General features: G+C 70.2%; 15 protein-coding genes. 5 read left to right on the top strand and 10 right to left on the bottom strand.

Annotated features, from left to right (window positions below; translation table 11 throughout):
- The first annotated feature begins 8 nt into the window (after positions 1-8).
- The 3 genes from ACFT7S_RS24850 (at position 9) to ACFT7S_RS24860 (ending at position 1,719) form a co-directional block, all read left to right on the top strand.
- Positions 9-422 (top strand): roadblock/LC7 domain-containing protein, encoded by a 414-nt coding sequence (locus ACFT7S_RS24850; protein ID WP_382735366.1) that lies wholly within the window; start codon positions 9-11, stop codon positions 420-422.
- Between the two features lie 90 nt (positions 423-512).
- Positions 513-1,157 carry a DUF742 domain-containing protein gene (locus ACFT7S_RS24855; RefSeq protein WP_382735368.1) on the top strand — a complete coding sequence of 215 codons (645 nt, stop codon included), beginning with the start codon at positions 513-515 and terminating at the stop codon, positions 1,155-1,157.
- Complete coding sequence (locus ACFT7S_RS24860) at positions 1,138-1,719, top strand: ATP/GTP-binding protein (protein ID WP_205022613.1); 582 nt, start codon at positions 1,138-1,140, stop codon at positions 1,717-1,719. Before ACFT7S_RS24855 ends, ACFT7S_RS24860 begins: the two co-directional genes overlap by 20 nt.
- An 86-nt stretch (positions 1,720-1,805) precedes the next feature.
- On the opposite strand, the gene ACFT7S_RS24865 is transcribed toward ACFT7S_RS24860, so the two are convergent.
- The 4 genes from ACFT7S_RS24865 to ACFT7S_RS24880 form a co-directional block, all read right to left on the bottom strand.
- Positions 1,806-2,009 (bottom strand): acyl-CoA carboxylase subunit epsilon, encoded by a 204-nt coding sequence (locus ACFT7S_RS24865; protein ID WP_382735370.1) that lies wholly within the window; start codon positions 2,007-2,009, stop codon positions 1,806-1,808.
- 66 nt (positions 2,010-2,075) lie between these two features.
- Positions 2,076-3,659 (bottom strand): acyl-CoA carboxylase subunit beta, encoded by a 1,584-nt coding sequence (locus tag ACFT7S_RS24870; protein WP_382735372.1) that lies wholly within the window; start codon positions 3,657-3,659, stop codon positions 2,076-2,078.
- A gap of 178 nt (positions 3,660-3,837) precedes the next feature.
- The gene (locus ACFT7S_RS24875) at positions 3,838-6,171 is read right to left on the bottom strand and encodes a polysaccharide lyase 8 family protein (protein WP_382735402.1); all 2,334 of its coding nucleotides are present in this window, start codon (positions 6,169-6,171) and stop codon (positions 3,838-3,840) included.
- 190 nt (positions 6,172-6,361) lie between these two features.
- On the bottom strand, positions 6,362-10,234 hold the full coding sequence (locus tag ACFT7S_RS24880; protein WP_382735374.1) for an endo-alpha-N-acetylgalactosaminidase family protein: 3,873 nt from the start codon (positions 10,232-10,234) through the stop codon (positions 6,362-6,364).
- 357 nt (positions 10,235-10,591) lie between these two features.
- Here ACFT7S_RS24880 and ACFT7S_RS24885 point away from each other — a divergent pair, with 357 nt between their 5' ends.
- Positions 10,592-11,818, top strand: coding sequence for a glycoside hydrolase family 64 protein (locus ACFT7S_RS24885; protein ID WP_382735376.1), 1,227 nt, complete (start codon positions 10,592-10,594; stop codon positions 11,816-11,818).
- A 62-nt stretch (positions 11,819-11,880) separates the two neighbouring features.
- Here ACFT7S_RS24885 and ACFT7S_RS24890 read toward each other — a convergent pair whose 3' ends face one another.
- Positions 11,881-12,402, bottom strand: a complete 522-nt coding sequence (locus tag ACFT7S_RS24890; RefSeq protein ID WP_382735378.1) for a hypothetical protein — start codon at positions 12,400-12,402, stop codon at positions 11,881-11,883.
- 246 nt (positions 12,403-12,648) lie between these two features.
- On the opposite strand from ACFT7S_RS24890, the gene ACFT7S_RS24895 reads away from it, so the two are divergent.
- The gene (locus ACFT7S_RS24895) at positions 12,649-13,266 is read left to right on the top strand and encodes a YceI family protein (RefSeq protein WP_382735380.1); all 618 of its coding nucleotides are present in this window, start codon (positions 12,649-12,651) and stop codon (positions 13,264-13,266) included.
- Positions 13,267-13,359: 93 nt separating this feature from the next.
- Here ACFT7S_RS24895 and ACFT7S_RS24900 read toward each other — a convergent pair whose 3' ends face one another.
- The 5 genes from ACFT7S_RS24900 to ACFT7S_RS24920 all read right to left on the bottom strand — a co-directional run bounded on the left by ACFT7S_RS24900 (position 13,360) and on the right by ACFT7S_RS24920 (position 21,479).
- Complete coding sequence (locus tag ACFT7S_RS24900; protein WP_382735381.1) at positions 13,360-14,322, bottom strand: NAD(P)/FAD-dependent oxidoreductase; 963 nt, start codon at positions 14,320-14,322, stop codon at positions 13,360-13,362.
- 93 nt (positions 14,323-14,415) lie between these two features.
- Positions 14,416-17,013 carry a SpoIIE family protein phosphatase gene (locus tag ACFT7S_RS24905; RefSeq protein WP_382735404.1) on the bottom strand — a complete coding sequence of 866 codons (2,598 nt, stop codon included), beginning with the start codon at positions 17,011-17,013 and terminating at the stop codon, positions 14,416-14,418.
- A 257-nt stretch (positions 17,014-17,270) separates the two neighbouring features.
- Positions 17,271-18,638 carry a hypothetical protein gene (locus tag ACFT7S_RS24910; protein WP_382735383.1) on the bottom strand — a complete coding sequence of 456 codons (1,368 nt, stop codon included), beginning with the start codon at positions 18,636-18,638 and terminating at the stop codon, positions 17,271-17,273.
- Between the two features lie 268 nt (positions 18,639-18,906).
- Positions 18,907-20,514 carry a citramalate synthase gene (cimA, locus tag ACFT7S_RS24915; RefSeq protein WP_382735385.1) on the bottom strand — a complete coding sequence of 536 codons (1,608 nt, stop codon included), beginning with the start codon at positions 20,512-20,514 and terminating at the stop codon, positions 18,907-18,909.
- 347 nt (positions 20,515-20,861) lie between these two features.
- Positions 20,862-21,479, bottom strand: coding sequence for a TetR/AcrR family transcriptional regulator (locus ACFT7S_RS24920; protein WP_382735387.1), 618 nt, complete (start codon positions 21,477-21,479; stop codon positions 20,862-20,864).
- Between the last annotated feature and the right edge of the window lie 98 nt (positions 21,480-21,577).

Consider the following 21,577-nt stretch of genomic DNA (forward strand, 5'->3'; position numbering starts at 1 on the left):
TGAGCCCGATGAGCCAGGCCGCGCAGAATCTGAACTGGTTGATCACCAACTTTGTGGACAACACCCCCGGGGTGTCGCACACGGTGGTGGTCTCCGCGGACGGCCTGCTGCTGGCGATGTCCGACGGTTTCCCGCGCGACCGCGCCGACCAGCTGGCGGCCGTCGCCTCCGGTCTGACGTCGCTGACGGCGGGTGCTTCCCGGATCTTCGAGGGCGGCGCCGTGAATCAGACCGTTGTGGAGATGGAGCGAGGATTCCTCTTCATCATGTCCATCTCCGACGGATCATCTCTTGCCGTCCTTTCGCATCCGGACGCCGATATCGGTCTGGTTGGGTACGAAATGGCACTTCTGGTGGATCGTACGGGCAGTGTCCTTACACCGGATCTCCGTGCGGAGCTCCAGGGAAGTCTTCTTAACTAACAGTCAGACAGTGCGTTTCTCGCCACCGCGCCATAGGGTGCGGTGGCGCGGCCCCACTGGGATCAGCGACCGGCATTCGGAGGAGGAAACGTGGCAGCACCCACAGGCGGACACCCATATGAGGGTGGTCAGCGGGTTCCGGGTGAGCACGACGACAACCGTTTCAACTTCCCCTCCGCTCCCAGCAGACAGGGCGCGCAGCAGCCGTACCAGCAGCAGCAGCAGCCGTACCAGCAGCAGAGCGCGCAGGGCTCCGACTGGCCCCAGCAGGGTTCGGACTGGCCGCAGCAGGGCTCGTGGCAACAGCAGCCCCGGCAGCCGTACGAAGCACCCCAGGCGCCCCGTATTCAGCCGGTGCAGCCGCGGCGGGCCGCGGCGCCCGCACCCGCGACGCACAACCCGCTGGTCCGTCCGTACGCCATGACAGGTGGCCGGACCCGGCCGCGTTACCAGCTCGCCATCGAAGCGCTGGTGAGCACCACGGCCGATCCGTCGCGGCTGCAGGGGCAGTTGCCCGAGCATCAGCGGATCTGCCGGCTCTGCGTGGAGATCAAGTCGGTGGCCGAGGTCTCGGCCCTGCTCTCGATCCCCCTCGGCGTTGCCCGGATCCTCGTCGCCGACCTGGCCGAGGCCGGACTCGTCGCTATCCATCAGCCCGGCGGCGACGAGGCCGCCGGCGGCCAACCAGACGTGACACTGCTCGAAAGGGTGCTCAGTGGACTTCGCAAGCTCTAGCGGCGGAGCGGCCCGCTCCACTACCTCGGCGAAGATCGTGGTGGCAGGGGGCTTCGGCGTGGGTAAGACCACGTTTGTCGGTGCCGTTTCGGAGATCAATCCGCTGCGCACCGAAGCCGTGATGACGTCCGCGTCCGCGGGCATCGACGACCTCACACACACCGGGGACAAGACCACCACCACGGTGGCCATGGACTTCGGACGCATCACCCTGGACCAGGACCTGATCCTGTACCTCTTCGGCACCCCCGGACAGGACCGCTTCTGGTTCATGTGGGACGACCTCGTACGCGGCGCCATCGGCGCCGTCGTCCTCGTCGACACCCGCCGCCTCGCCGACTGCTTCCCCGCCGTCGACTACTTCGAAAACAGCGGCCTCCCCTTCGTCATCGCCCTCAACGGCTTCGACGGACACCAGCCCTATACACCGGACGAGGTACGCGAGGCGCTGCAGATCGGCCCGGACACCCCGATTCTGACGACGGACGCCCGCCACCGCGGGGACGCCAAGAGCGCGCTCATCACGCTGGTCGAGCACGCCCTCATGGCCCGCCTGCGCTGACGGTCCCGGTACGACGAAAGGCCCCGCACTCCGGAAGGAGTGCGGGGCCTTTTCGCGCGCGCCGTGTGGGGCGCGCGGGGCCGATCTCAGCCCTGCCAGCTGTGCGGGGCGCGGAAGCCGGGGGTGCGCTCCAGACGGCGCCATCCGGCGGTGTTGCGGCCCCGGTGGGCGGGTGCGGCGGGCTGGGCCGCTGCGCGGGCGAGCAGGACGGCGGTTATGGCCGCCAGCTCCTCGGGGTCGGCGAGACCCTTTTCGACGCGCAGCACGGACTCGGCGGGAGTGGTGCTCATGGGTATGTCTCCGTCTTCTCGGCAGCATGGCGCGGGCTTCGGCGGGGGTCACCCGCGTCGGCTGCGCTACTGCGGCGGGTTGCCGTGCTTACGGGACGGCAGGTCGGCGTGCTTGTTGCGGAGCATCGCGAGCGAGGCGATCAGGACCTCGCGCGTCTCGGCCGGGTCGATGACGTCGTCGACCAGGCCGCGCTCGGCGGCGTAGTACGGGTGCATGAGCTCGGCCTTGTACTCCTTGACCATGCGGGCCCGCATGACTTCGGAATCCTCGGCCTCCGCGATCTGGCGGCGGAAGATGACATTGGCCGCGCCTTCGGCACCCATGACCGCGATCTCGTTGGTGGGCCAGGCGTAGGTGAGGTCGGCTCCGATGGACTGGGAGTCCATGACGATGTACGCACCTCCGTATGCCTTGCGCAGGATCAGGCTGATCCTCGGCACGGTGGCGTTGCAGTACGCGTAGAGCAGCTTCGCGCCGTGCCGGATGATCCCACCGTGCTCCTGATCGACGCCGGGCAGGAAGCCGGGCACGTCCAACAGAGTGACGATCGGGATGTTGAATGCATCGCACATCTGGACGAAACGTGCGGCCTTCTCGGACGCCTCGATGTCCAGGACGCCCGCCATGGCCAGCGGCTGGTTGGCGACGACGCCGACGACCTGGCCGTCCAGGCGGGCCAGCGCGCAGATGATGTTGCGGGCCCAGCGCTCGTGGATCTCCAGGTAGTCGCCGTCGTCGACGAGCTCCTCGATCACCTTGTGCATGTCGTACGGGCGGTTGCCGTCGGCCGGGACCAGGTCGAGCAGGGTGTCGCCGCGCCGGTCGGCCGGGTCGTCGCTCGCCACGGTGGGCGGGTTCTCGCGGTTGTTGGAGGGCAGCATCCCGATCAGGTAGCGGACCTCGGCGATGCAGGTCTCCTCGTCGTCGTACGCGAAGTGCGCGACGCCCGAGGTCTCGGCGTGCACGTCCGCGCCGCCCAGGCCGTTCTGGGTGATCTCCTCGCCGGTGACCGCCTTGACGACGTCCGGTCCTGTGATGAACATCTGCGAGGTCTCGCGGACCATGAAGACGAAGTCGGTGAGGGCGGGGCTGTAGGCCGCGCCGCCCGCGCAGGGGCCGAGCATCACGCTGATCTGCGGGATGACACCGGACGCCCGGGTGTTGCGCTGGAAGATCCCGCCGTATCCGGCGAGCGCGGAGACGCCCTCCTGGATACGGGCGCCGGCGCCGTCGTTCAGGGACACCAGCGGGGCCCCCGCCGAGATGGCCATGTCCATGATCTTGTGGATCTTCGTGGCGTGGGCCTCGCCCAGCGCCCCGCCGAAGATCCGGAAGTCGTGCGCGTACACGAAGACCGTGCGGCCATCGACGGTGCCCCAGCCGGTGATGACGCCGTCGGTGTACGGCTTCTTCGCTTCCAGGCCGAACCCGGTCGCCCGGTGCCGGCGCAGCTGCTCGACCTCCTTGAACGTACCCTCGTCGAGCAGCAGCGCGATGCGCTCGCGGGCGGTCAGCTTGCCCTTGGCGTGCTGCGCCTCGGTCGCGCGGTCACTCGGTCCCCGCCGGGCCTGCTCACGCAGGGCCAGCAGTTCGGCCACCCGGCCACGCGTGTCGCTCGGCTCGCTCGGGGTCTCGTCCACAACGGTCATGTACTGACCCTACGAAGCCGACCGCACAAATCGTGCCGTCGACTCCGTACAGTCTCCTGCCCCGTTTCCTGGTGGGCCCCGACAGAACCAGAACGCCGGGCAGCCGTTCCACCAGCTCACAGGCCTCCCGCTTTGTCGGGGGCCGACAAAGCGGGAGGTGTGTCGCCGGGCACAGTGACTACCTGATCTCACACCGCAGGGTGGCGCCCGCTACGCCGGGTGCGACGCGCAGGACCAGGCTTTTGCCGGTGGCCAGGACCTCGATGCCGGGGCCGGCGGCGACGACTTCCCGCACCGGCCGGTTCCAGACCACGTCCATGGGGGCGCCGGTCCGGTCGGGACCGCTCACACTGAGCGTAGTGGAGCGCCGGCCCCTCCTGACGAGCACACTCGCCGGGGCCGAGACGGTCAGCGGGCCCGCCGTGCCCGCCTGCCAGAAGTTGGCGGCCGTCACGCCCAGCGAGGGGATCGCCACGGCCTGGACGGCGGAGGTGTTGGCGAGCACCTTCAGCCAGTCGCCGTCGGCCGCGCGGGCGGCGACGGTGCGCCGGGAGGCGCCCGGCATCAGCAGATACGCGTAGTGGGCGTCCACCGGATCGGTGCCGTGGTCGAGCCACAGCGTCTGGTAGCGGCGGGTGCGGCGCTCGGTGGTGCTGGTGGTGTTGATGTCGTTCCAGGAACCGGTGCGGTCCTCGCGCAGGGTGCGCAGGTCCGCCCCGCCGGGGAAGACCCAGCCGCCGTGACCCTCCAGATGGGCCCAGCGGGGGGCCGTACGGTCCTCGGCGGTGAACGCGTTCGTGCCGGCCTCGCCGAGCATGCGGTTGTCGACCACCGTCTCGGCGGGAACTCCGTCGGTGCTGGTGATGCCGGCGCCGAGACACACGACCGTATCGGCGACGCAGAACCACGACTTACGGGCCTCGAGGGTGGAGCCGAGGCCCTTGAGGTGCTGTCCCACGGCGGCGAACTCACCGTCGGTGGTGCCGCCGACCCACTTCACCGCTGGCCTGGGCGCTCCCCATTCGCCGCCCGCCCGGTCGGCGAGCCGCTTGGTGGACACGGTCGTTCCCGGCAGGCGGTAGAAGTCGACGGTCGGCCAGAACCAGTCCGTGTACTGGTCCCCGCGCGTCTCGCCCGGCCACCAGGAGAGCATTCCGGCGCCGGTGTGCCAGCCGCGCGGATTCTCGCCGTTGCCGCACTCGTAGTACGAGATCCGCTCCGAAGCCATGGAGATGCCGGCCGCCCAGCCGGGCCTCCGGTGCACGGCACGGTCCATGGCGGCGAACAGCTTGTGCGCCACGGGCTCGGGGGCCGCGGGCACGGGCGCGGCCGCGACTCTGTGCAGCCGGGCGAGGTCGGCGACGTTGAACTGGGGCGCGGTGAGCAGCGGTGTCGTACGGTCCCGGTCGATCCACCCCTTGATCATCGCGGTCCAGCGCTGCTGCTCGGCGGCGGATGCCCCGCCCGCGAGCAGCGGGATGGCGGCGATCAGACCCTGTCCGTGGAAGTGGTCGCTGCGCATGACCTTGCGGTCGTCACTCTTGAGGTAACCGCGGCTGATGGCACGTCCGTTGACGCTGTCCATCATCAGGCCGTTGTAGATCAGCGGCGCGTAGGCGTTCTCGACGGAGTCCAGGATGATCTGGCGGCCCGGGTCGGTGACGGCCCAGGCCGATCCGGCGAGGAGGGTGAAGAGGCGCCCCAGTCCGTCGAGCATGACCTGTCCGTACGTACCGGAGTAGGCGACCCAGGTGTGCTGGACGAACGAGCCGTCGGCGTAGAGGCCGTCGCCCTTCGTCACGTACGGGAAGACGGGCGAGAGGGCGTCCCGGGCCAGGGCGATCTTGGCCGGGCTGCGGCCTATGACGCCGCGCAGGGCGACGGAGCGGCAGAGGTCGACCCGGTTGGCGCCGGTGCTCGTGCCGGTGTAGTCGGTGAGCATGGCATCGGGGATGAAGTGGTCGACGGCGGCGCAGGCGGCCTGGCGCCGGGTGTCCGTGAGCTTGTCGTGGAGCCCGGCATGGATGTCCATGAGGAGGCGCGGGCTGCCGATCTGCCACTCCCACCAGTTGCCGTAGCGGGTCGTCGAGGGGTTGTAGACCGTCGCCGAGAGGTGGTCGAGGCCCTTGATGATGTCGGCGAGGAGCGTCTCGTCGGCGGTGAGGCCGGTGCCCGGCTGCAGGTACGCCTGGGTCATGGTCCACAGGCGGCTGTAGCTCTGGGTGATGCCGGACGGCGGGTCGAAGGTGTAGCCGGGCCACAGGGAGTCGGCGGCGGGGGCCATCGACGCCCGGAAGCCGGCGGCGAGTTGGCCGGTCTCGCGGAGCCGGGAGGCGAAGGGTTCGGCGGCCGGGTCGAAGCCGGTACCGAGCGCGAGCTCGACCCAGCGGGCCCTGAGCGTGTCGTATTCGTCCGCGCCCGACGAAGCGCGTGCGGGGCCGGCGAACGCGGCGCCGAGCGCGGTGGCCGAGGTGGTGACGAGGAAGGTGCGGCGGGACCAGTCGGCAGGCAGGAGCGGCACGGGGAGTCCTCCCGGAGCAAGTGGTGTAGACCTGTTGCCCGCTGGTTTAGCACGCGTCCCGAGACCCTTTCAATGGGTGTGCGGGCTTTGGTCGAAAGCGCTTTCTCCGTGCGGGCTCCGGAGCCGGAAACACCACGGCACGGGCGCGGGACCGTGTCCCACGCCCGTGCCTCTGTACGGGTCAGCTACCGCAGTGGAAGCGGGCGCTGCCCCAGTCGGCGTGGTCGTTGCCGTTGCCGTCGCCACCGTCGCCGACGACCAGGTCGACGTACTTGGCTCCGGTGACATCGGCCGTGAGCGTCCACGCGGTGTCGGCCGCCCGCAGGACGGGCGACTTCACCTTCTCCGTGCCGTCGGCCGCGACGGAGAACTGCACGGTGCCGCGGGTGGCCTGCGCATCGTCGACGCCCACCTCGGCGGTGAAGGAGGTGCACTTCCCGCCCAGGTAGTAGCGGACCTTCGCCGGGGCGTGCGTGCCGATGCCCTTGGTGTAGGTGACGCCTCCGATCCTCAGCGGGGTGCCGTCGCCGGTGCCGGTCTCGCCGTTGGAGAGGTCGCGCTCCACGGGCCCCCAGCCGTTCTCGGAGGCCGTCCAGTCCAGGTCACTGGCCCAGCTGTCCGTGGTGGGCGGCGGCGGCAGGGTCCGTACGGACGTCTGCGCGCCGAGCTTCCGGACCGCACCGCCGACCGTGTAGGACGCCTCCGAACTCAGGCTGTACGCCTGGTACTTGGCGTCCACCGGCGGGGTGACCTGCCAGCTGCCGGTGACCTTGGCACCCTGCGCGACCGAGTCGAAGGTGACGGCGCCCGCGGGCTCCGCCTGCCAGCCCTCGGGCAGGGTCAGGGCCACCTCGACGCCTGTCGCCGCCGTCGCCTCGTAGTTGGTGAACGTGGCGGCGACCGTGTTGGCGGTGCCGGGTTCCAGCGTCTCGGCCTGCGCCGCCACGGTGAGCGTGCCACAGGCGGCCTGCTCGCTCGCGGGGGCCGGTCCGAGGTCGGTCACGGTGAAGCCGTCGAGCACGAAGTCGGCGCCGTCGGGGGCGTCACCGCGCTTGCGCAGACCGGTCCAGGTGTCTCCGCAGCCCGCCGTGACGGTCTCGCTGAAGTGGCCGGTGGTGCGCTGCTGTCCGATGGCCGTGGTCCGGGTCTCGACGGAGTCGGGGTCGCCGCTCGCACCGATCCGGTCGTAGCCGTCGACCCACTCATAGGCTCCGGCGTGGGTGGACTGGTAGTCGTACTCGACCTTGTAGCGGCGGCCGTCGGTCATCGGCACGCTCCAGGGAGCGGTCCGGTAGACGAGACCGGTGTTCTCCTCGTGGGCCTTGAGGGACTCCTTGCCGCCCAGCACGTCGTCGATGAGCTTGCCGTTCCAGCCGGCCTGGGTGTACGGGGCGTGGAGCTGGGAGATGCTGGTGCGGGGGTCGGTGGAGCCGCCCGCGTCGCCCTTGAGGAAGGGCCCCCAGCCCTGGTCGACGTTCTCGAAGTCCTCGTACACGACGGTGTTGTCGCGGGTGGCCGGGGCGTTGGCGACGAGCCGTACGTCATCGGCCCGTACCGTCGCCGTGCTGCCCTTCGCCGCCTCGATCCGGAGCGTGGTGCGCCCGCTCGCCGGGGCGGTGAAGTTCACCTTGGCGCGCTGGAAGTAGCTGCCGTGCCAGTCGGATGCGGCCACCTGGTCCCGGGCGGTGGAGCGGCTCACGGCGATGGACTTCCCGCCGGCCGAGAGGGTGGTGAGCCGGGTCTTGCCCGGTTCCACCTCGATCAGCGCGGAGGCGGTGTAGCGCTTGCCGGGCTCCAGGCCCTCGATGCTCTGCGAGAGCGCCGCCGTGCCGGTGCCGGAGAGCTTCGCGCTGTTGCGGCCCTGCTCGTCGGTGTGGCGGGCGGCGGTGCCGGTCTTCGACCAGCTGGCGAGCCCGTTGTCGTTGAAGCCCGGGTCGTCGACCGGACTGCCCGCGCCCCACTGCGGGGCCGCAGCCTTCGGCGCCTGGTCCGGGTAGAGGACGTACGGCTGGCCGGCCGTGGCCTTCAGCGTGATCTTCCCGTTCACCGAGCGTACGGTGCTGATCTTCTCCCGGCCGTTGTCGGTGAGCTTGTAGACGGTGTACGCGCCCGTCGAGGGCACCGCCCAACTGCTCGTGCCGCCCGACTTGTTGTAGTGGTACAGCTTCTTGCCACCGTCCCACGGCAGCAGGTAGTCCGTACCGCTGAGGACCTTGCGGCCGTCTGTGTAGAACGTCCGCTTGCCGTTCTCGACCGTGCCCCGGACCCCGCCGGTGAAGGTGATGTCACCGGCCGCCTTGTCCCAGCGGGTGATCTTCTGGTGCTGGAGGTACTTGGCCGGCAGGTTCTTCTGCCAGATGTTGTTGTAGAAGGTGTTCCAGTCGGTCTCGCCGGTCCAGCCCTCGAACTCCTCGATCGCCGTCTGGCCGAGGACCGGGTCATTGTTCCAGACATCCTTCTCGCCGTTGCGGATGAACCGGATGATCTGCGAGTTGAGGCCCTTGTTGGTGGCGCCGCCGTAGCTCAGGTCGTTGGCCCAGTGGGACCAGAGCGAGGAGCGCTCGAACTTGTCGGCCCACTCGGTGCCGACGTTCCAGCCCTGCTTCTGCACGGCCTGCATGGTCTTGTCGGCGATCCAGCCGTGCGAGTAGTACACGTCGATGTAGAGCAGGCTGAGATTGCTGTCGGTCTCGTCGCGCAACTGCTGGAAACGCCGGGCCAGATCACCGCTGTTGATGTCGCGGCGCTGGTCGATGTAGTAGCTCTGGTTGAGCCAGTTCCAGCCGGGCCTGGCCTTGTCGACGAGCTGCTCGTCGAACGCCTTCGCCTCGGGGTAGGACTCGGTGGCGTTGACGTGGACGCCGAAGGCGGCGCCCCACTGCTTGCCCTGCTTGAGCAGCGTGTTGAGGTCCTTCAGCCCGCCGGCGCGCTTGTTGTAGTTGCCGCCGTAGTCCGGGTGCGCCGAGTCGTGCCCCTCGGAGCCGTACCCCTTGAGGACGGCCATCTGGCCGAGCCCGTCGGTCGCCATCGAGATCCGCTTGACGTCGTCGAGCGTCCGGAGGAAGGGGTGGGTGGCCTGGCTGGCGAAGTTGAACGGGATGTGGGTGATGACCCGGTTCGCGGTCTCGTCGCTGCCCGGCGCGGTGACGCCGATGGAGCGGAATGCGACGGCGCCGTCCTGCCAGTCCACGGTCTTGTCGCCGTTGGCGTCGGGCGTGACGACCACCTTCGCCCACGGCAGATCCGCGCCGCTCTCGGGCTCCGTCGCACCGGCGCCCCGGTAGGTCCACTGCCCGGACCAGACGCCGACCCGGACGCTGCCGTCCGCCGCCTTGCGTGCCTGGTGCCAGAAGCGGGCGTCGTCGCCGCCGGTGGCCCCGGAGGGCTTGTCGTACGAGGAGTTGGACTCGACGGCCGCGGCGAGGGTCCCGGTGTTGACGAGGGCGTACGAGGCGCCCACGGGTGCGGTGTCGGCGGCGGTCTCCGCGGTGACCTTCGCGAAGACGTCGGCGGTCTTCGTGGAGTCGGGGTCGAGGCGGGTGAAGGCGGTCGCGGCGCCGGTGTCCGTCGAACCGACGGAGACCAGGTCGTGGCCGGGTATGTCGATGGTGCCGACGCGGAAAGTCCCGGTGTCGCGTACGGCGGTCACCTTGAAGGTGGTGGCGCGCCCGGCGACCTCGATGGAGGCGTCGATCTCGACGCCCGGCAGATCGGGGAAGGTGAGCGTGTAGCGGGCGGCCGTGGCGGTGACGTCGGGCGCCCCCTTGAGCTGCACCGTGCGGGCGGTTCCGTTGAGGGTGACCTCGGTGACCGGCCGGGTACTGCCGGCCAGCTGCTCGCCGCCGGCCTTGTCGGTGTACGACAGGACGCGCGGGAAGTCGTCGGCGACGGCGACCGACAGCTGCGCCGATCCGATGACGGTGGAGCCGGTGGCGTCGGCGGCGGCGGCGGGGACGGGGGCGGCGGCTACGGCGGGGAGGCTGGTCCCCACGAGCGCCAGGACGGCTGCTGAGGCGGCGGCGACAGCGCCCGCCGAAGTGAATCTTCGCGACATGTGGCCTGAGTAGTCCCCGTGTCCGGACACCGTCAACGGCGTACGGCCCGGATGGACTTACCAGTCCAACAACCGCTCTCATTTAGTCCAAGTGGGGCGGGAGCGGGCCGGAGCGGAGCCGCGTTCGGTTCCTGTTCGCCGGGCGTAGGCGATTGAGTGCGGCCAGTCGCCAAATACGGCGTCTGGGCGTTGAGTTGTGAAGACATCTGACTTTTGAGAGCGCTCTCAGTCGTAACTCTTGACGCCCTGCCGGAGCGTCGAGAAGGTGGTGCGCACCGCAGACACCCCCACAGCGCCAGCTCCCCGACCCACCCCCCATATGTTCGTCTGCGGCCCCCCACACCTCGGGAGTACCTCGTGATTTCGCGCAGACTGTTCCTGACAGGCGCCGCCGCCTCCGCGACCGCGCTCACCTATCCCCTCTGGGGCAGCGCCCTGAGCCCGCGCGCCTCCGCCGCACCGGCCACGTGCGAACTGGCCCTGGAGAACCGTTCGCTGCCGGGCACGGTGAACGCGTACGTGACCGGCCACGAGCAGGGCACCGACCGCTGGGTGCTGCTGCGGGCCGACGGCAGTGTCTACCGCCCCGACTCCCCCGGCGCTCCGCAGACCCCGTTGCCGGTCGACTGCGCCATTCCTCTGAAGGGGGCAGGCGCCGGACCGGTGGTCCTGACGCTGCCCCAGATGTACGGGGCGAGGATCTACTTCGTACGCGACGACAAGCTGGACTTCTATCTCAACCCGGGGCCGTCGCTGGTCGAGCCGGCCTTCGCGACACCCACCGACCCGAACTACGGGCGGACCTGGTCGTTCTGCGAGTTCACGTTCAACCCGCAGCAGCTGTACGCGAACATCAGCTACGTCGACCTGGTGACCGCGCTGCCGATCGGCCTGAACCTCCAGGGCGACACCACGCACACCGTCGCACCCCTCCCGGACGGCGCCGTACAGAGGATCGCCGACGACCTCACCGCGCAAGCCGCCTCCGACGGGCAGCCCTGGGACGAGCTGGTCACCAGGGGCCCGGACGGCAAGGTCCTGCGGGTCGTCTCGCCGCAGAACCTGATGGCACCGTTCTTCGACCGGCCGGAGGAGATGCCGTTCCGGGATCTGTTCACGGCGCAGGTGGACGAGGTCTGGGCGAAGTACCGCTCGACGGACCTCCGGATCGACCTCCAGGGCGGCCGGGGCACCCTGGCGGGGCGGGTCAGCGGTGACACGCTGACGTTCGAGGGCGGGCACACCTTCGCCCGACCCACATCGAAGGACATCTTCACCTGCAACCACGGGCCGTTCACGAACAACCCGGGCGACTCCGACGACAAGAAGGCACTGCTGGCCAGAATCGCGGCGGGCTTCAACCGCTCGATCATGCTCAGCCACCCGCAGCAGCCGAACGGCACCACGGTGGCGGACTACTACAAGGGCGCGGTGACCAACCACTGGTCACGGGTCGTACACGCGAACTCGCCGATCGGCTACGCCTTCCCGTACGACGACGTACGCCCGGACGGCGAGCCGGATGTGTCCGGCGCTGCGCACGACGGTAACCCGAGGCGCTTCACGGTGAGCGTCGGGTCCTGACACCGCCACGGACGCATGCGGGTGCCCCCGTCCCGCCGGACGGGGGCGCCCGTGCGTACGGCTCAGCAGCCGCCGCAGTTGTAGTACGTCACGTCCCAGTGGTTGCCCTCGTCCGCGTAGATGTTGCCGGAGCCGGACTTGTACTGGGGGGCGCCGTCTCCACGCGGACCTATGTAGGTGAAGACACCGTGGACGTAGTTGGTGAGGCAGGTGGACTTGGAGAAGTCGAGCTTGTAGCCGTTCCAGTGCGAGTACGTGCCACCGGCGTGCCCGGTCTCCGTACCGCCGGTGATGTTCAGCGCGCAGCCCGTGGCGCTCTTGAGGGTCTGGGCACCCTGGGCGCTGGCCAGATTGAGCTGCTCGAACGAGGTACAGGTGGAGATGTTGCGGTTGGAACAGCCGCCCGATGACGACCAGGTGATGGTGGAGGACCGGAACATCGAGGTCGCCGTGGAGTGGCTGATCTTGGTGACGGCGAAGGCGTCGGTCGCGCCTCCGATGACACCGATGCCGGGGGCGAAGAAGGCGCCGAGAACAAGGGCGAGGGCGGTCAGGGCCGAGCGGAGCCTGGGGCGGTACGACACGGGGGATTCCTCCTGCTCATGACAATCAGAGTGAGGCAGTCGCGCTGGACGGGCAGGGGAGATAGTGCCGGAGTTCTACGCGCGTTCGCCAGAGGGCGACGCCTCCCCCGCGGAGTGGAAGGGCGACTTCCGGACCGGCCTGGACCCTTGATGTTGAACTTTTAACTAGATTGCTCTACAGTCAATCTCGTTGAAGGTTAAACAACCATTCGACAGCCGCTCGATCACGTCCCCCGAGGAGGAGCCATGGCTCTGTTCAACCGCAAGAACAACAACGCCCCGTCCACCACCGCCACGCTCGCGGTGGACCCCGCGCTGGCCGCCCTGACCGGCGACTACGTGATCGACCCGGCCCACAGCAGCATCGGCTTCACGGTGCGCCACGCCATGGTCACCAACGTGCGCGGTTCCTTCGGTGAGCACGAGGGCAGCCTGACGCTGGACGGCGCGAACCCCGCGAACTCCGCCGCCTCGATCGACGTCAAGATCGCCAGCATCGACACCGGCATCGCCGACCGCGACGGCCACCTGGTCAGCGGTGACTTCTTCGACGCCGAGACCTTCCCGGTCATGTCCTTCCGCTCCACGAGCGCCGAGCAGCTCGGTGGCGACACGTACCGCGTCACCGGCGACCTCACCATCAAGGACGTCACGCGTCCGCTCGCCATCGACCTGGAGTTCAACGGCTCCGCCACCGACGTCTACGGCAACGAGCGCGTCGGCTTCGAGGGCGGCACGGACATCCTGCGCTCCGACTGGGGCCTGACCTGGAACGCGGCGCTGGAGACCGGCGGCGTGATGGTCAGCGACAAGGTCAAGCTGAACTTCGACATCTCCGCGATCAAGGCCGCCCCGCAGGCCTGATCCTCCGGGATCACCACCGCACGACCGAGCGCGCCCGCCTTCATCCCCCCACCGGGGAGGAAGGCGGGCGCTCGTCGTGTGCGGCCGGTCGCCTCACCTCCGGTGCGCGGCCACCGCACTGCGGGTGTCCTCGGCGATCAGGTCCGCGTTGATCGCCGCCGCGGCCTTCAGCCCCGCGTTCGCGGCGCCGATGACCTGCTCGGTCAGATTGGCGACGTTTCCGGCCACCCAGACCCCAGGGATCTCTGTCGCCCCGGACGGATCGGCGGCGATGTACGTGCCGACCGCCTGCCCGGCCATCTCCTGCTCGGTCGTCGCGAGACCCAGGCTCCGCAGGACCTGGGAGCGGGCGGTGAAGCGGGACTGGACGACGACCGCCTCACGGGCGATCACCCGTCCGCCGGCCAGCCGCACCCCGGTGAGCCGGTCGTCGGTCACCTCCAGCCCGGCCACTTCCCCGTCCACGACGGCGATGCCCCGGGCGGCGAGCTGCTCGTACTCCTCGTCGGACGGTTCGGGTCCGGTGTGCCTGAAGAGCGTGATGTCCTCGCTCCACTGCCGCCACATCAGCGCCTGGTGCACGGCCGGCGGGCTCACGGCGATGATGCCGATCGGGCGGTCCCTGACCTCCCAGCCGTGGCAGTACGGGCAGTGCAGCACCTCGCGGCCCCACCGCTCGGCCAGGCCCGGCACCGGGGGCAGCTCGTCGACCAGGCCGGTGGTCACCAGCAGTCGGCGGGCCACGACAGCGGTCCCGTCCTCCCTTACGACGCGGAAGCCCTCCCCTTCGGGGAGCTTCTCGGCGGACACCACGGTGCCCTCGGCGATCTCGGCGCCGTACCCGGCCGCCTCCTCGCGCCCGACGGCCAGGAGCTCCGAGGGGGCGGTGCCCTCACGGCCCAGGTAGTTGTGCACGTGGGACGCGGGCGCGTTGCGCGGGCGTCCCGCGTCGATCACCAGCACCGAACGCCTCGCCCGGGACAGGGCCACCGCACCGCTCAGACCGGCCGCTCCGCCGCCCACCACCACCACGTCGTACCGCTTGCTGTCGTCCATACGAAACACCTCCATGGACGGAGATGGTGCGCGGAGAGCGGCCGGAGCGACAAGTTTGATTGCCATAACGGCAATTGCGGACTGTGGCTTGATCTAGTCGTCGCCGGTCGGGCCGAGCGGCTGCTCCGACCAGATGACCTTGCCCGTGGGTGTGTAGCGGGTACCCCAGCGTTCGGCGAACTGGGAGACGAGGAACAGGCCGCGGCCGCCCTCGTCGGTCGTCGCCGCGTAGCGCAGATGCGGTGACGTGCTGCTGGCATCGGAGACCTCGCAGACCAGGCTGCGGTCGTGCAGCAGCCGCACCACGATCGGTCCGGAGGCGTAGCGGATGGCGTTGGTGACCAGCTCGCTCAGGATGAGCTCGGTGACGAACGCCTCCTCGTCCAGACCCCGCTCGCCGAGCCAGCGGGCCACTCCCTTGCGGACTCCGGCGACCGCCGAGGGCTCGGGTTCCACGTCCCACTGGGCGACCCGGCCGGGGTCGAGCCGACGGGTGCGGGCCACCAGGAGAGCGACGTCGTCGGTGGGGCGGGTGGGCAGGAGGGCGTCGATCACGTCGTCACAGGTCTCCTCCGGGGTCCGGCCGGTGTGCGCGAGAGCGGTGCGCAGCATGTCGAGGCCGATGCCGGAGTCCCGGTCGCGGCGTTCGACGAGGCCGTCGGTGTACAGAACCAGGCGGCTGCCCTCGGGCACGCTGAACTCGGCCGACTCGAAGGGCATGCCGCCGATGCCGAGCGGCTGGCCCGCGGGCGTCTCGGGGAACTCCACGGTCCCGTCGGGCAGGACCAGCGCCGGGCCGGGGTGGCCGGCCCTGGCCATGCAACAGTTCCCGGAGACCCCGTCGTAGATCGCGTACAGACAGGTCGCCCCGGCGATCCCCACGTCGGAGCCGTCGTCCGTCTCGTCCTGGTCCATCCGGGCGACGAGCTCGTCGAGGTGGCTGAGGAGCTCGTCGGGCGGCAGGTCCAGCGTGGAGAAGTTGTGGACCGTGGTGCGCAGCCGGCCCATCGTGGCCGCCGCGTGCAGCCCGTGGCCGACGACGTCGCCGACCACCAGGGCGACCCGGGCGCCGGACAGCGGGATCACGTCGAACCAGTCGCCGCCCACCCCCGCCTGGGCCGGCAGATAGCGGTAGGCCACATCGAGGGCGTTCTGATCGGGCACCCCCCTCGGCAGCAGGCTGCGCTGGAGCGTGACGGCCATCTCGTGCTCGCGGGTGTAGCGGCGGGCGTTGTCGATGCTGACGGCCGCCCGCGCCACCAGCTCCTCGGCGAAGGAGAGGTCTTCCCCGTCGAAGGGCTCCGGATTCCCGGCGCGCCAGAAGTTGGCCATGCCGAGGATGACGCCGCGCGCGTGCAGCGGTACGGAGATGAGGGAGTGGATGCCGTACGCCAGGACCCTCGCCCCGCGCTCGGGGTCCCGCTGCCGCCAGAACCGCGCCGCCGACAGATCGGACTCCATCCAGGTGTGTCCCGTACTCGTGCCCACGGCGCCGGCACTGCTGGGCATGAAGCCCACCGCCCGGCCGACAGGGTAGAGGGGGTTGCCGGGGTCGACGCCCGCGATGGCGGTGCGCCGCATCTCCAGTACGTCACCCGTCGGCAGAGGCGGTTCCTCGCCGCGCAGGACCGCGTCGACGAGGTCGACCGAGGCGAAGTCGGCGAATCCCGGGGCCGCCACCTCCGTCAGCTCCTCGGCCGTCCTGGTGACGTCGAGGGTGGTGCCGATCCGCTCCCCGGCCTCGTACAGGAGCAGGAGACGCTCCCGCACCTGCTCCGCCGTGCCGGTGATCGCGCGCAGTTCGGTGGTGTCCCGCAGGGTGGCGACGATGCTGGGAGGGCCGCCGCCCGGGTCGGTGGGACGGAGGTTGATGGCCAGCAGCCGGTTTCCGGCCCGCCGCACCTCGTCGGTGACGCGCCGGCCCGAGGCCAGGAGTTCGGCGGTGCGGTCGTCCAGACCCAGAGCGGTCACGGCCCGGCCCTCGGCGTCCGCGGGGAGATCGAGGAGCCGGCGGGCCTCGTCGTTGGCGAGCAGCAGCCGGCCGTCGGGCTCGATGATGAGCACCCCTTCGCGGACCGCGTGCAGCACCGCGTCGTGGTGCTCGTACATCCGCGTCATCCCGGCCGGTCCGAGCCCGTGCGTCTGGCGGCCCAGACGTCTGCTGACCAGTGCGGCGGCGCCCGCGGCGAGGACGAGTGCCCCCACCGACGCACCGATGATGAACGGGAGGCTCCGGTCCGCCAGGTGCTCCAGCGATTCCACCGTGATGCCGACGGACACCAGCCCGGCGACCGAACCGTCCGGCCGGGGGACGGGCACCACCGAGTTGACCGAGCGCCCGCGGACCCCCTCGAAGGTCCGGGTGAACGACTCACCTTCCAGAGCCTTGCGGTACGGGCCGACGAGGTGCTTCCCGATCAGCTCCGGGTCCGGGTGCGTGAGCCGGATCGCCCGGCGGTCGGAGACGACCACGTAGTCGACATCGGCCCTCTCGCGGACCTGCTCGGCGAGCGGCTGGAGCGCGGTCTTGGGGTCGGCGCTGTCGAGCGCCGCCACGATGCCAGGCGCGTGGGCGAAGGTCTCGGCGACGCCCAGGGTGTGGAGCCTGGCCTCCTGCATGGTGTCGCGCCGCCCCTGGACGACGAGCGCGACGGCCGCGGCGGTGACGAGCAGCACCACAAGTCCCAGCATGAGGCAGAAGACCTGCCCGGCCACCGTGCGCACGCTGAACAGCGCACGCACACGTACACGTACACGCGTGGGCCGGTCCGCACTGCCGTTGCCGGGCGGCGCCCCTTCGGCATGGCCCGGGCCTCCGTCGCTGTGCCGATGCGGCCGCCGGGCGGGGCGACGGAACCACGCCCGAAATCGACCGTAACCCCACATAATCTCAGGTTTAGCACGGATTGCCGCTTCTCGAACGGTGTGGCAGACGCCCCGCCCCGTCTCTAGAACCCGCCCCCGTCGAACCCTCCGCCGCCCCCGAAACCTCCGCCGTCACCGAAGCCGCCGAAGTCCGACGAGCTGAAGTCGGAGCCCGAGACATCGCCGCCGCTCCATTCGCCGCCGGAGCCGGAGCCGAAGTCACCGCCGCCGTACTCACCGGCGTACGCGGGGGACGACAGCATCGAGCCGAGCATCGTGCCCACCAGCAGACCCGGGAGCAGCCCGCCGCCGAAGTAGCCGCCCGCCCAGGGGCCGTACGCCGGTCCCGCCTCCCAGTACGGGCGGCGGCGGCCGTCCCCGACGTCGACGGTGCGGCTCATCGGGTCCTCGCCCTCGCGCAGCCGGATCTCGTCGGCGCCGCAGACCGGGACCTCGCGGGCGGAGCCGCCGGACGGCGTCCACAGGGCGTCGGCGACCGAGGGACCGTGACGGGGGTCGAAGAAGCAGGGCGGGCGGCGGGCGGGGAGTTCCGCGCCCGTCCTGCGGGCTTCCAGGACGGCAAGGGAGTAGCGGCCGTCCTCCAGGGCCTGGGTGACGCCTCGCACCTCGGAGGGGTGCGCGGCGCGCTCCATCCTCGTCTTGGCGCTCTCGTACGAGTCGAGTGCGCGCTCGTAGTCGGCGCGCATCGTGTCGCTGGCGCCCGGTTCGGCGGGGTGGAAGTCGAGCCGTTCCAGGGTTTCGCCGTACGCGGTGATGTCCTCGTCGACGACGACCCTCAGCTTGTCGAGCGCGGCCCGCTCTTCTTCCTCCTTGCGGCGCCGGTTGCGGCGGACGATGGCGTACGCACCGGCGCCGCCTGCCACGGCCACCGCGCCGAGTGCGATCAGGCCGGTCGCGGAGGGTCCCGCGTCGTCCGCGGCCCCGCCGGACCAGGAGGCGGGTGCGTTGCCCCGGGCCTGTTCGACGGCCTGGTCGACGAAGGCGTTGAGCTGCGTCGCCGCGTCAGACCGGGCGTCCTGCGTCTTCACGGAGTCGACCAGATTGTCGACGGCCCGCACCGGCATCACGCTGCCGTCCGCGCCCGCGTCGAAGCCGTCGCCGAGACGGACCGCGTAGAGGCCCGTGATCCCGGTGTCGTTGCGCAGGTTGGCGAGGAGGCCCTCTTCGGGGAATTCCGCCGACTGCGGCAGGACGGCCACGAACACCGGTTTGTCGGCGTCCTTGATCTTCTTCTCCAGGGCGTCCGCCTCGGACGAGGAGAGCTGGCCGGCCGCCGCCGGGTCGACGTAGACCGGGCCCTGGCGCAGAGCCTGGGCGGCGTCGTCGATCGTGGCGAGGGCGGACGGCGCAGCGGGGGACATCGCCAGCACGGCCGCCGAGAAGATCAGCAGCAGGCCGGCCCACATGAGCGCGAACAGCCTCTTCCGCATACTCCGAAAGTAACCCAAGTGGGCGGCAAATGCGCCCGCGCACTTGAGCCTCTTTTGTACTGTTACGCGGTTTTGTACGGGTGCGCGTTCACGCGGCGTGGTATGCGCTCGGAGCTTCGCCACCGCACCGTCAGATCGTGGACCTGCACCGGAGCCGCCAACCAGAAGTGGCGGCTCCAGTGAGGATCCAGGGCCTCTCGTTTGGATCATGCCGGGCTCGCGGGGTCTGGCCTGATCCAGGGGTCTGGCCTGATCCAAACGAAAGGCCCTAGTCCTGGGGCTCGACGCCGGCCCGCAGGAGGCCGTAGGTGTACGCGTCCTCCAGTGACTGCCGGGAGGCCGCGATGATGTTCTCCGCCACTCCCACCGTCGACCAGTCGCCTGCTCCGTCACCCGTGGTGATCAGTACCCGGGTGGTGGAGTCGGTGCCGGTCGTGCCCTCCAGGATGCGGACCTTGTAGTCGACCAGCTCCAGCTTGGCCAGCTGCGGGTAGATCCGCTCCAGACCGACGCGCAGGGCCCGGTCCAGCGCGTTGACCGGTCCGTTGCCCTCCGCGGTGGCGACGATCCGCTCACCCTTGGCCCAGAGCTTCACAGTCGCCTCGTTGGCGTGCGTGCCGTCGGGGCGGTCCTCGGTGATGACGCGCCAGGACTCCGTACGGAAATAACGGCGGGCCCGGCCCTCGACCTCGCTGCGCAGCAGGAGTTCGAAGGAGGCGTCGGCGGCCTCGTACGTGTAGCCCTGGAGCTCGCGCTCCTTGACCCGTGCCACGACCCGCCCGACGAGCTCGCGGTCGTCCCCGAGGTCGATGCCGAGCTCCTTGCCCTTGAGCTCGATCGAGGCGCGGCCCGCCATGTCGGAGACGAGCATCCGCATGGTGTTGCCGACGAGCTCCGGATCGATGTGCTGGTACAGGTCCGGGTCGACCTTGATCGCGGAGGCGTGCAGTCCGGCCTTGTGGGCGAAGGCGGAGACACCGACGTAGGGCTGATGGGTGGAGGGCGTGAGGTTGACGACCTCGGCGATGGCGTGCGAGATCCGGGTCATGTCGGCGAGCGCGCCCTCGGGGAGGACGGTCTTGCCGTACTTGAGTTCCAGGGCGGCGACGACGGGGAAGAGGTTGGCGTTGCCGACCCGCTCGCCGTAGCCGTTGGCCGTGCACTGGACGTGGGTGGCGCCCGCGTCGACGGCGGCGAGGGTGTTGGCCACGGCGCAGCCGGTGTCGTCCTGGGCGTGGATACCGAGGCGGGCCCCGGTGTCCGCGAGGACGGTGGCGACGACAGCCTGGATCTGGGCGGGGAGCATGCCGCCGTTGGTGTCGCACAGGATGACGACGTCGGCGCCCGCCTCGGAGGCGGCCCGGACGACGGCCTTGGCGTACTCGGCGTTGGCGCGGTAGCCGTCGAAGAAGTGCTCGCAGTCGACGAAGACGCGCCGACCCTGCTCACGGAGGTGGGAGACGGTGTCGCGGACCATCTCCAGGTTCTCCTCCAGAGTGGTGCGCAGGGCGAGTTCGACATGGCGGTCGTGCGACTTGGCGACCAGGGTGATCACCGGCGCGCCGGAGTCGAGGAGCGCCTTGACCTGCGGGTCGTCGGCCGCTCGGCCGCCCGCTCTGCGGGTCGCCCCGAAGGCGACCAGCTGAGCGTGGGCGAACTGGATCTCCTGCGCGGCGCGGGCGAAGAACTCCGTGTCCCGCGGGTTGGCGCCCGGCCAGCCGCCCTCGATGAAGCCGACGCCGAAGTCGTCCAGATGCCGGGCAATGGTCAGCTTGTCGGCGACCGTCAGGTTGATGCCTTCACGCTGTGCACCGTCGCGCAGTGTGGTGTCGAAGACATGGAAGCTGTCGTCGGTGGCTGTGGCCTTGGTGGTCATGCTGTCTGACTCCTGTCGGATGAGTGGATACCGGACGATCGGGCTCCACTTGCCCCCATCATCCCGCGTGCTCCGCCCCGGCCGAGGTGAGGGCCGGAAAACGAAAAAACCTCTCGCGGGTGCGAGAGGTCTGCGCGCGGGTCTGGGGCACGGTGGCCGCGCCGTACAGGTGGTACGGGACGATCACTGCGGACCGGCGCGCCTGTTGCCAATAATCATGACGAACGAGGACACGGAGGCAGTCTTGCACAGCGCTGCCCCCCTCCCCCGGCCCGTCTCAGAATGCGGTCGTGACGTCCGTCGCAGGCTGCTCCCCCGGATTCACGGCGCGGATGCCGAGCGCGGATTCACGGCGCGGGAGAGGGGAACAGCGCGTCCCTCAGGAACTCCCGCACATGGGAGAGGACCTGCTCGCGCCCCGTACCCGGTATGCCGACGGCGACATGGACGCTGAATCCGTCGAGCAGGGCCCGCAGCCGGGAGGCGAAGCGGTCCGGATCCACGGAACGGAACTCGCCGCGCGAGATCCCCTCGGCGAGGAGCGCCGCCAGGTCCCGGTGCCAGGCCCCTTCGATCGCGGCCTGCCGTCCGCGCGCGTCCGCGTCGGCGTTCTGCGAGCGGTTCCAGACCTCCAGCCAGAGCGTCCAGTGGGGGTCGCGCGGCCCCTCGGGTACGTACAGATCCACGTACGCGTCGAGCCGCTCGGCGACGGGCGCCTGCCGGGAGAGCAGGGCACTGCGCTCGGCGCCGAGCCGGCCCTCGCTCCATTCCAGGGTCTGGAGGAGCAGTTCGTCCTTGGTCCGGAAGTAGTAGAGGAGGTGCCCACTGCTCATCCCGACCTCGCGCCCGAGCCCGGCCATGGTCAGCCCGTCGAGCCCGTGCTCGGCGATGGTGGCCATGGCCGCTACGAGCACGGACTCCCGGGGCGGGGCGATATTGCGACGGCGGGCGGGTGGCTGGGTCATGCTGCGGCCGACGCGCAGCGCATCTCGTTCACCCGTACGTTCTACCGGATCTAGGGCCTGTCCGGCGGATCAGGGCCGGGTTGGACGCGGCGTGGCCC

Source organism: Streptomyces sp. NPDC057136 (assembly GCF_042670885.1).
Taxonomy (GTDB): Bacteria; Actinomycetota; Actinomycetes; order Streptomycetales; family Streptomycetaceae; genus Streptomyces.

Bases quoted from the DNA above. Each gene is read 5' to 3' on its own strand.
- ACFT7S_RS24870 (WP_382735372.1), bottom strand. From the start codon at position 3,659: ATGACCGTTGTGGACGAGACCCCGAGCGAGCCGAGCGACACGCGTGGC.
- ACFT7S_RS24880 (WP_382735374.1), bottom strand. From the start codon at position 10,234: ATGTCGCGAAGATTCACTTCGGCGGGCGCTGTCGCCGCCGCCTCAGCA.
- ACFT7S_RS24910 (WP_382735383.1), bottom strand. From the start codon at position 18,638: ATGCGGAAGAGGCTGTTCGCGCTCATGTGGGCCGGCCTGCTGCTGATC.
- ACFT7S_RS24850 (WP_382735366.1), top strand. From the start codon at position 9: ATGAGCCAGGCCGCGCAGAATCTGAACTGGTTGATCACCAACTTTGTG.
- ACFT7S_RS24920 (WP_382735387.1), bottom strand. From the start codon at position 21,479: ATGACCCAGCCACCCGCCCGCCGTCGCAATATCGCCCCGCCCCGGGAG.
- cimA (WP_382735385.1), bottom strand. From the start codon at position 20,514: ATGACCACCAAGGCCACAGCCACCGACGACAGCTTCCATGTCTTCGAC.
- ACFT7S_RS24900 (WP_382735381.1), bottom strand. From the start codon at position 14,322: ATGGACGACAGCAAGCGGTACGACGTGGTGGTGGTGGGCGGCGGAGCG.
- ACFT7S_RS24905 (WP_382735404.1), bottom strand. From the start codon at position 17,013: ATGCTGGGACTTGTGGTGCTGCTCGTCACCGCCGCGGCCGTCGCGCTC.
- ACFT7S_RS24895 (WP_382735380.1), top strand. From the start codon at position 12,649: ATGGCTCTGTTCAACCGCAAGAACAACAACGCCCCGTCCACCACCGCC.
- ACFT7S_RS24865 (WP_382735370.1), bottom strand. From the start codon at position 2,009: ATGAGCACCACTCCCGCCGAGTCCGTGCTGCGCGTCGAAAAGGGTCTC.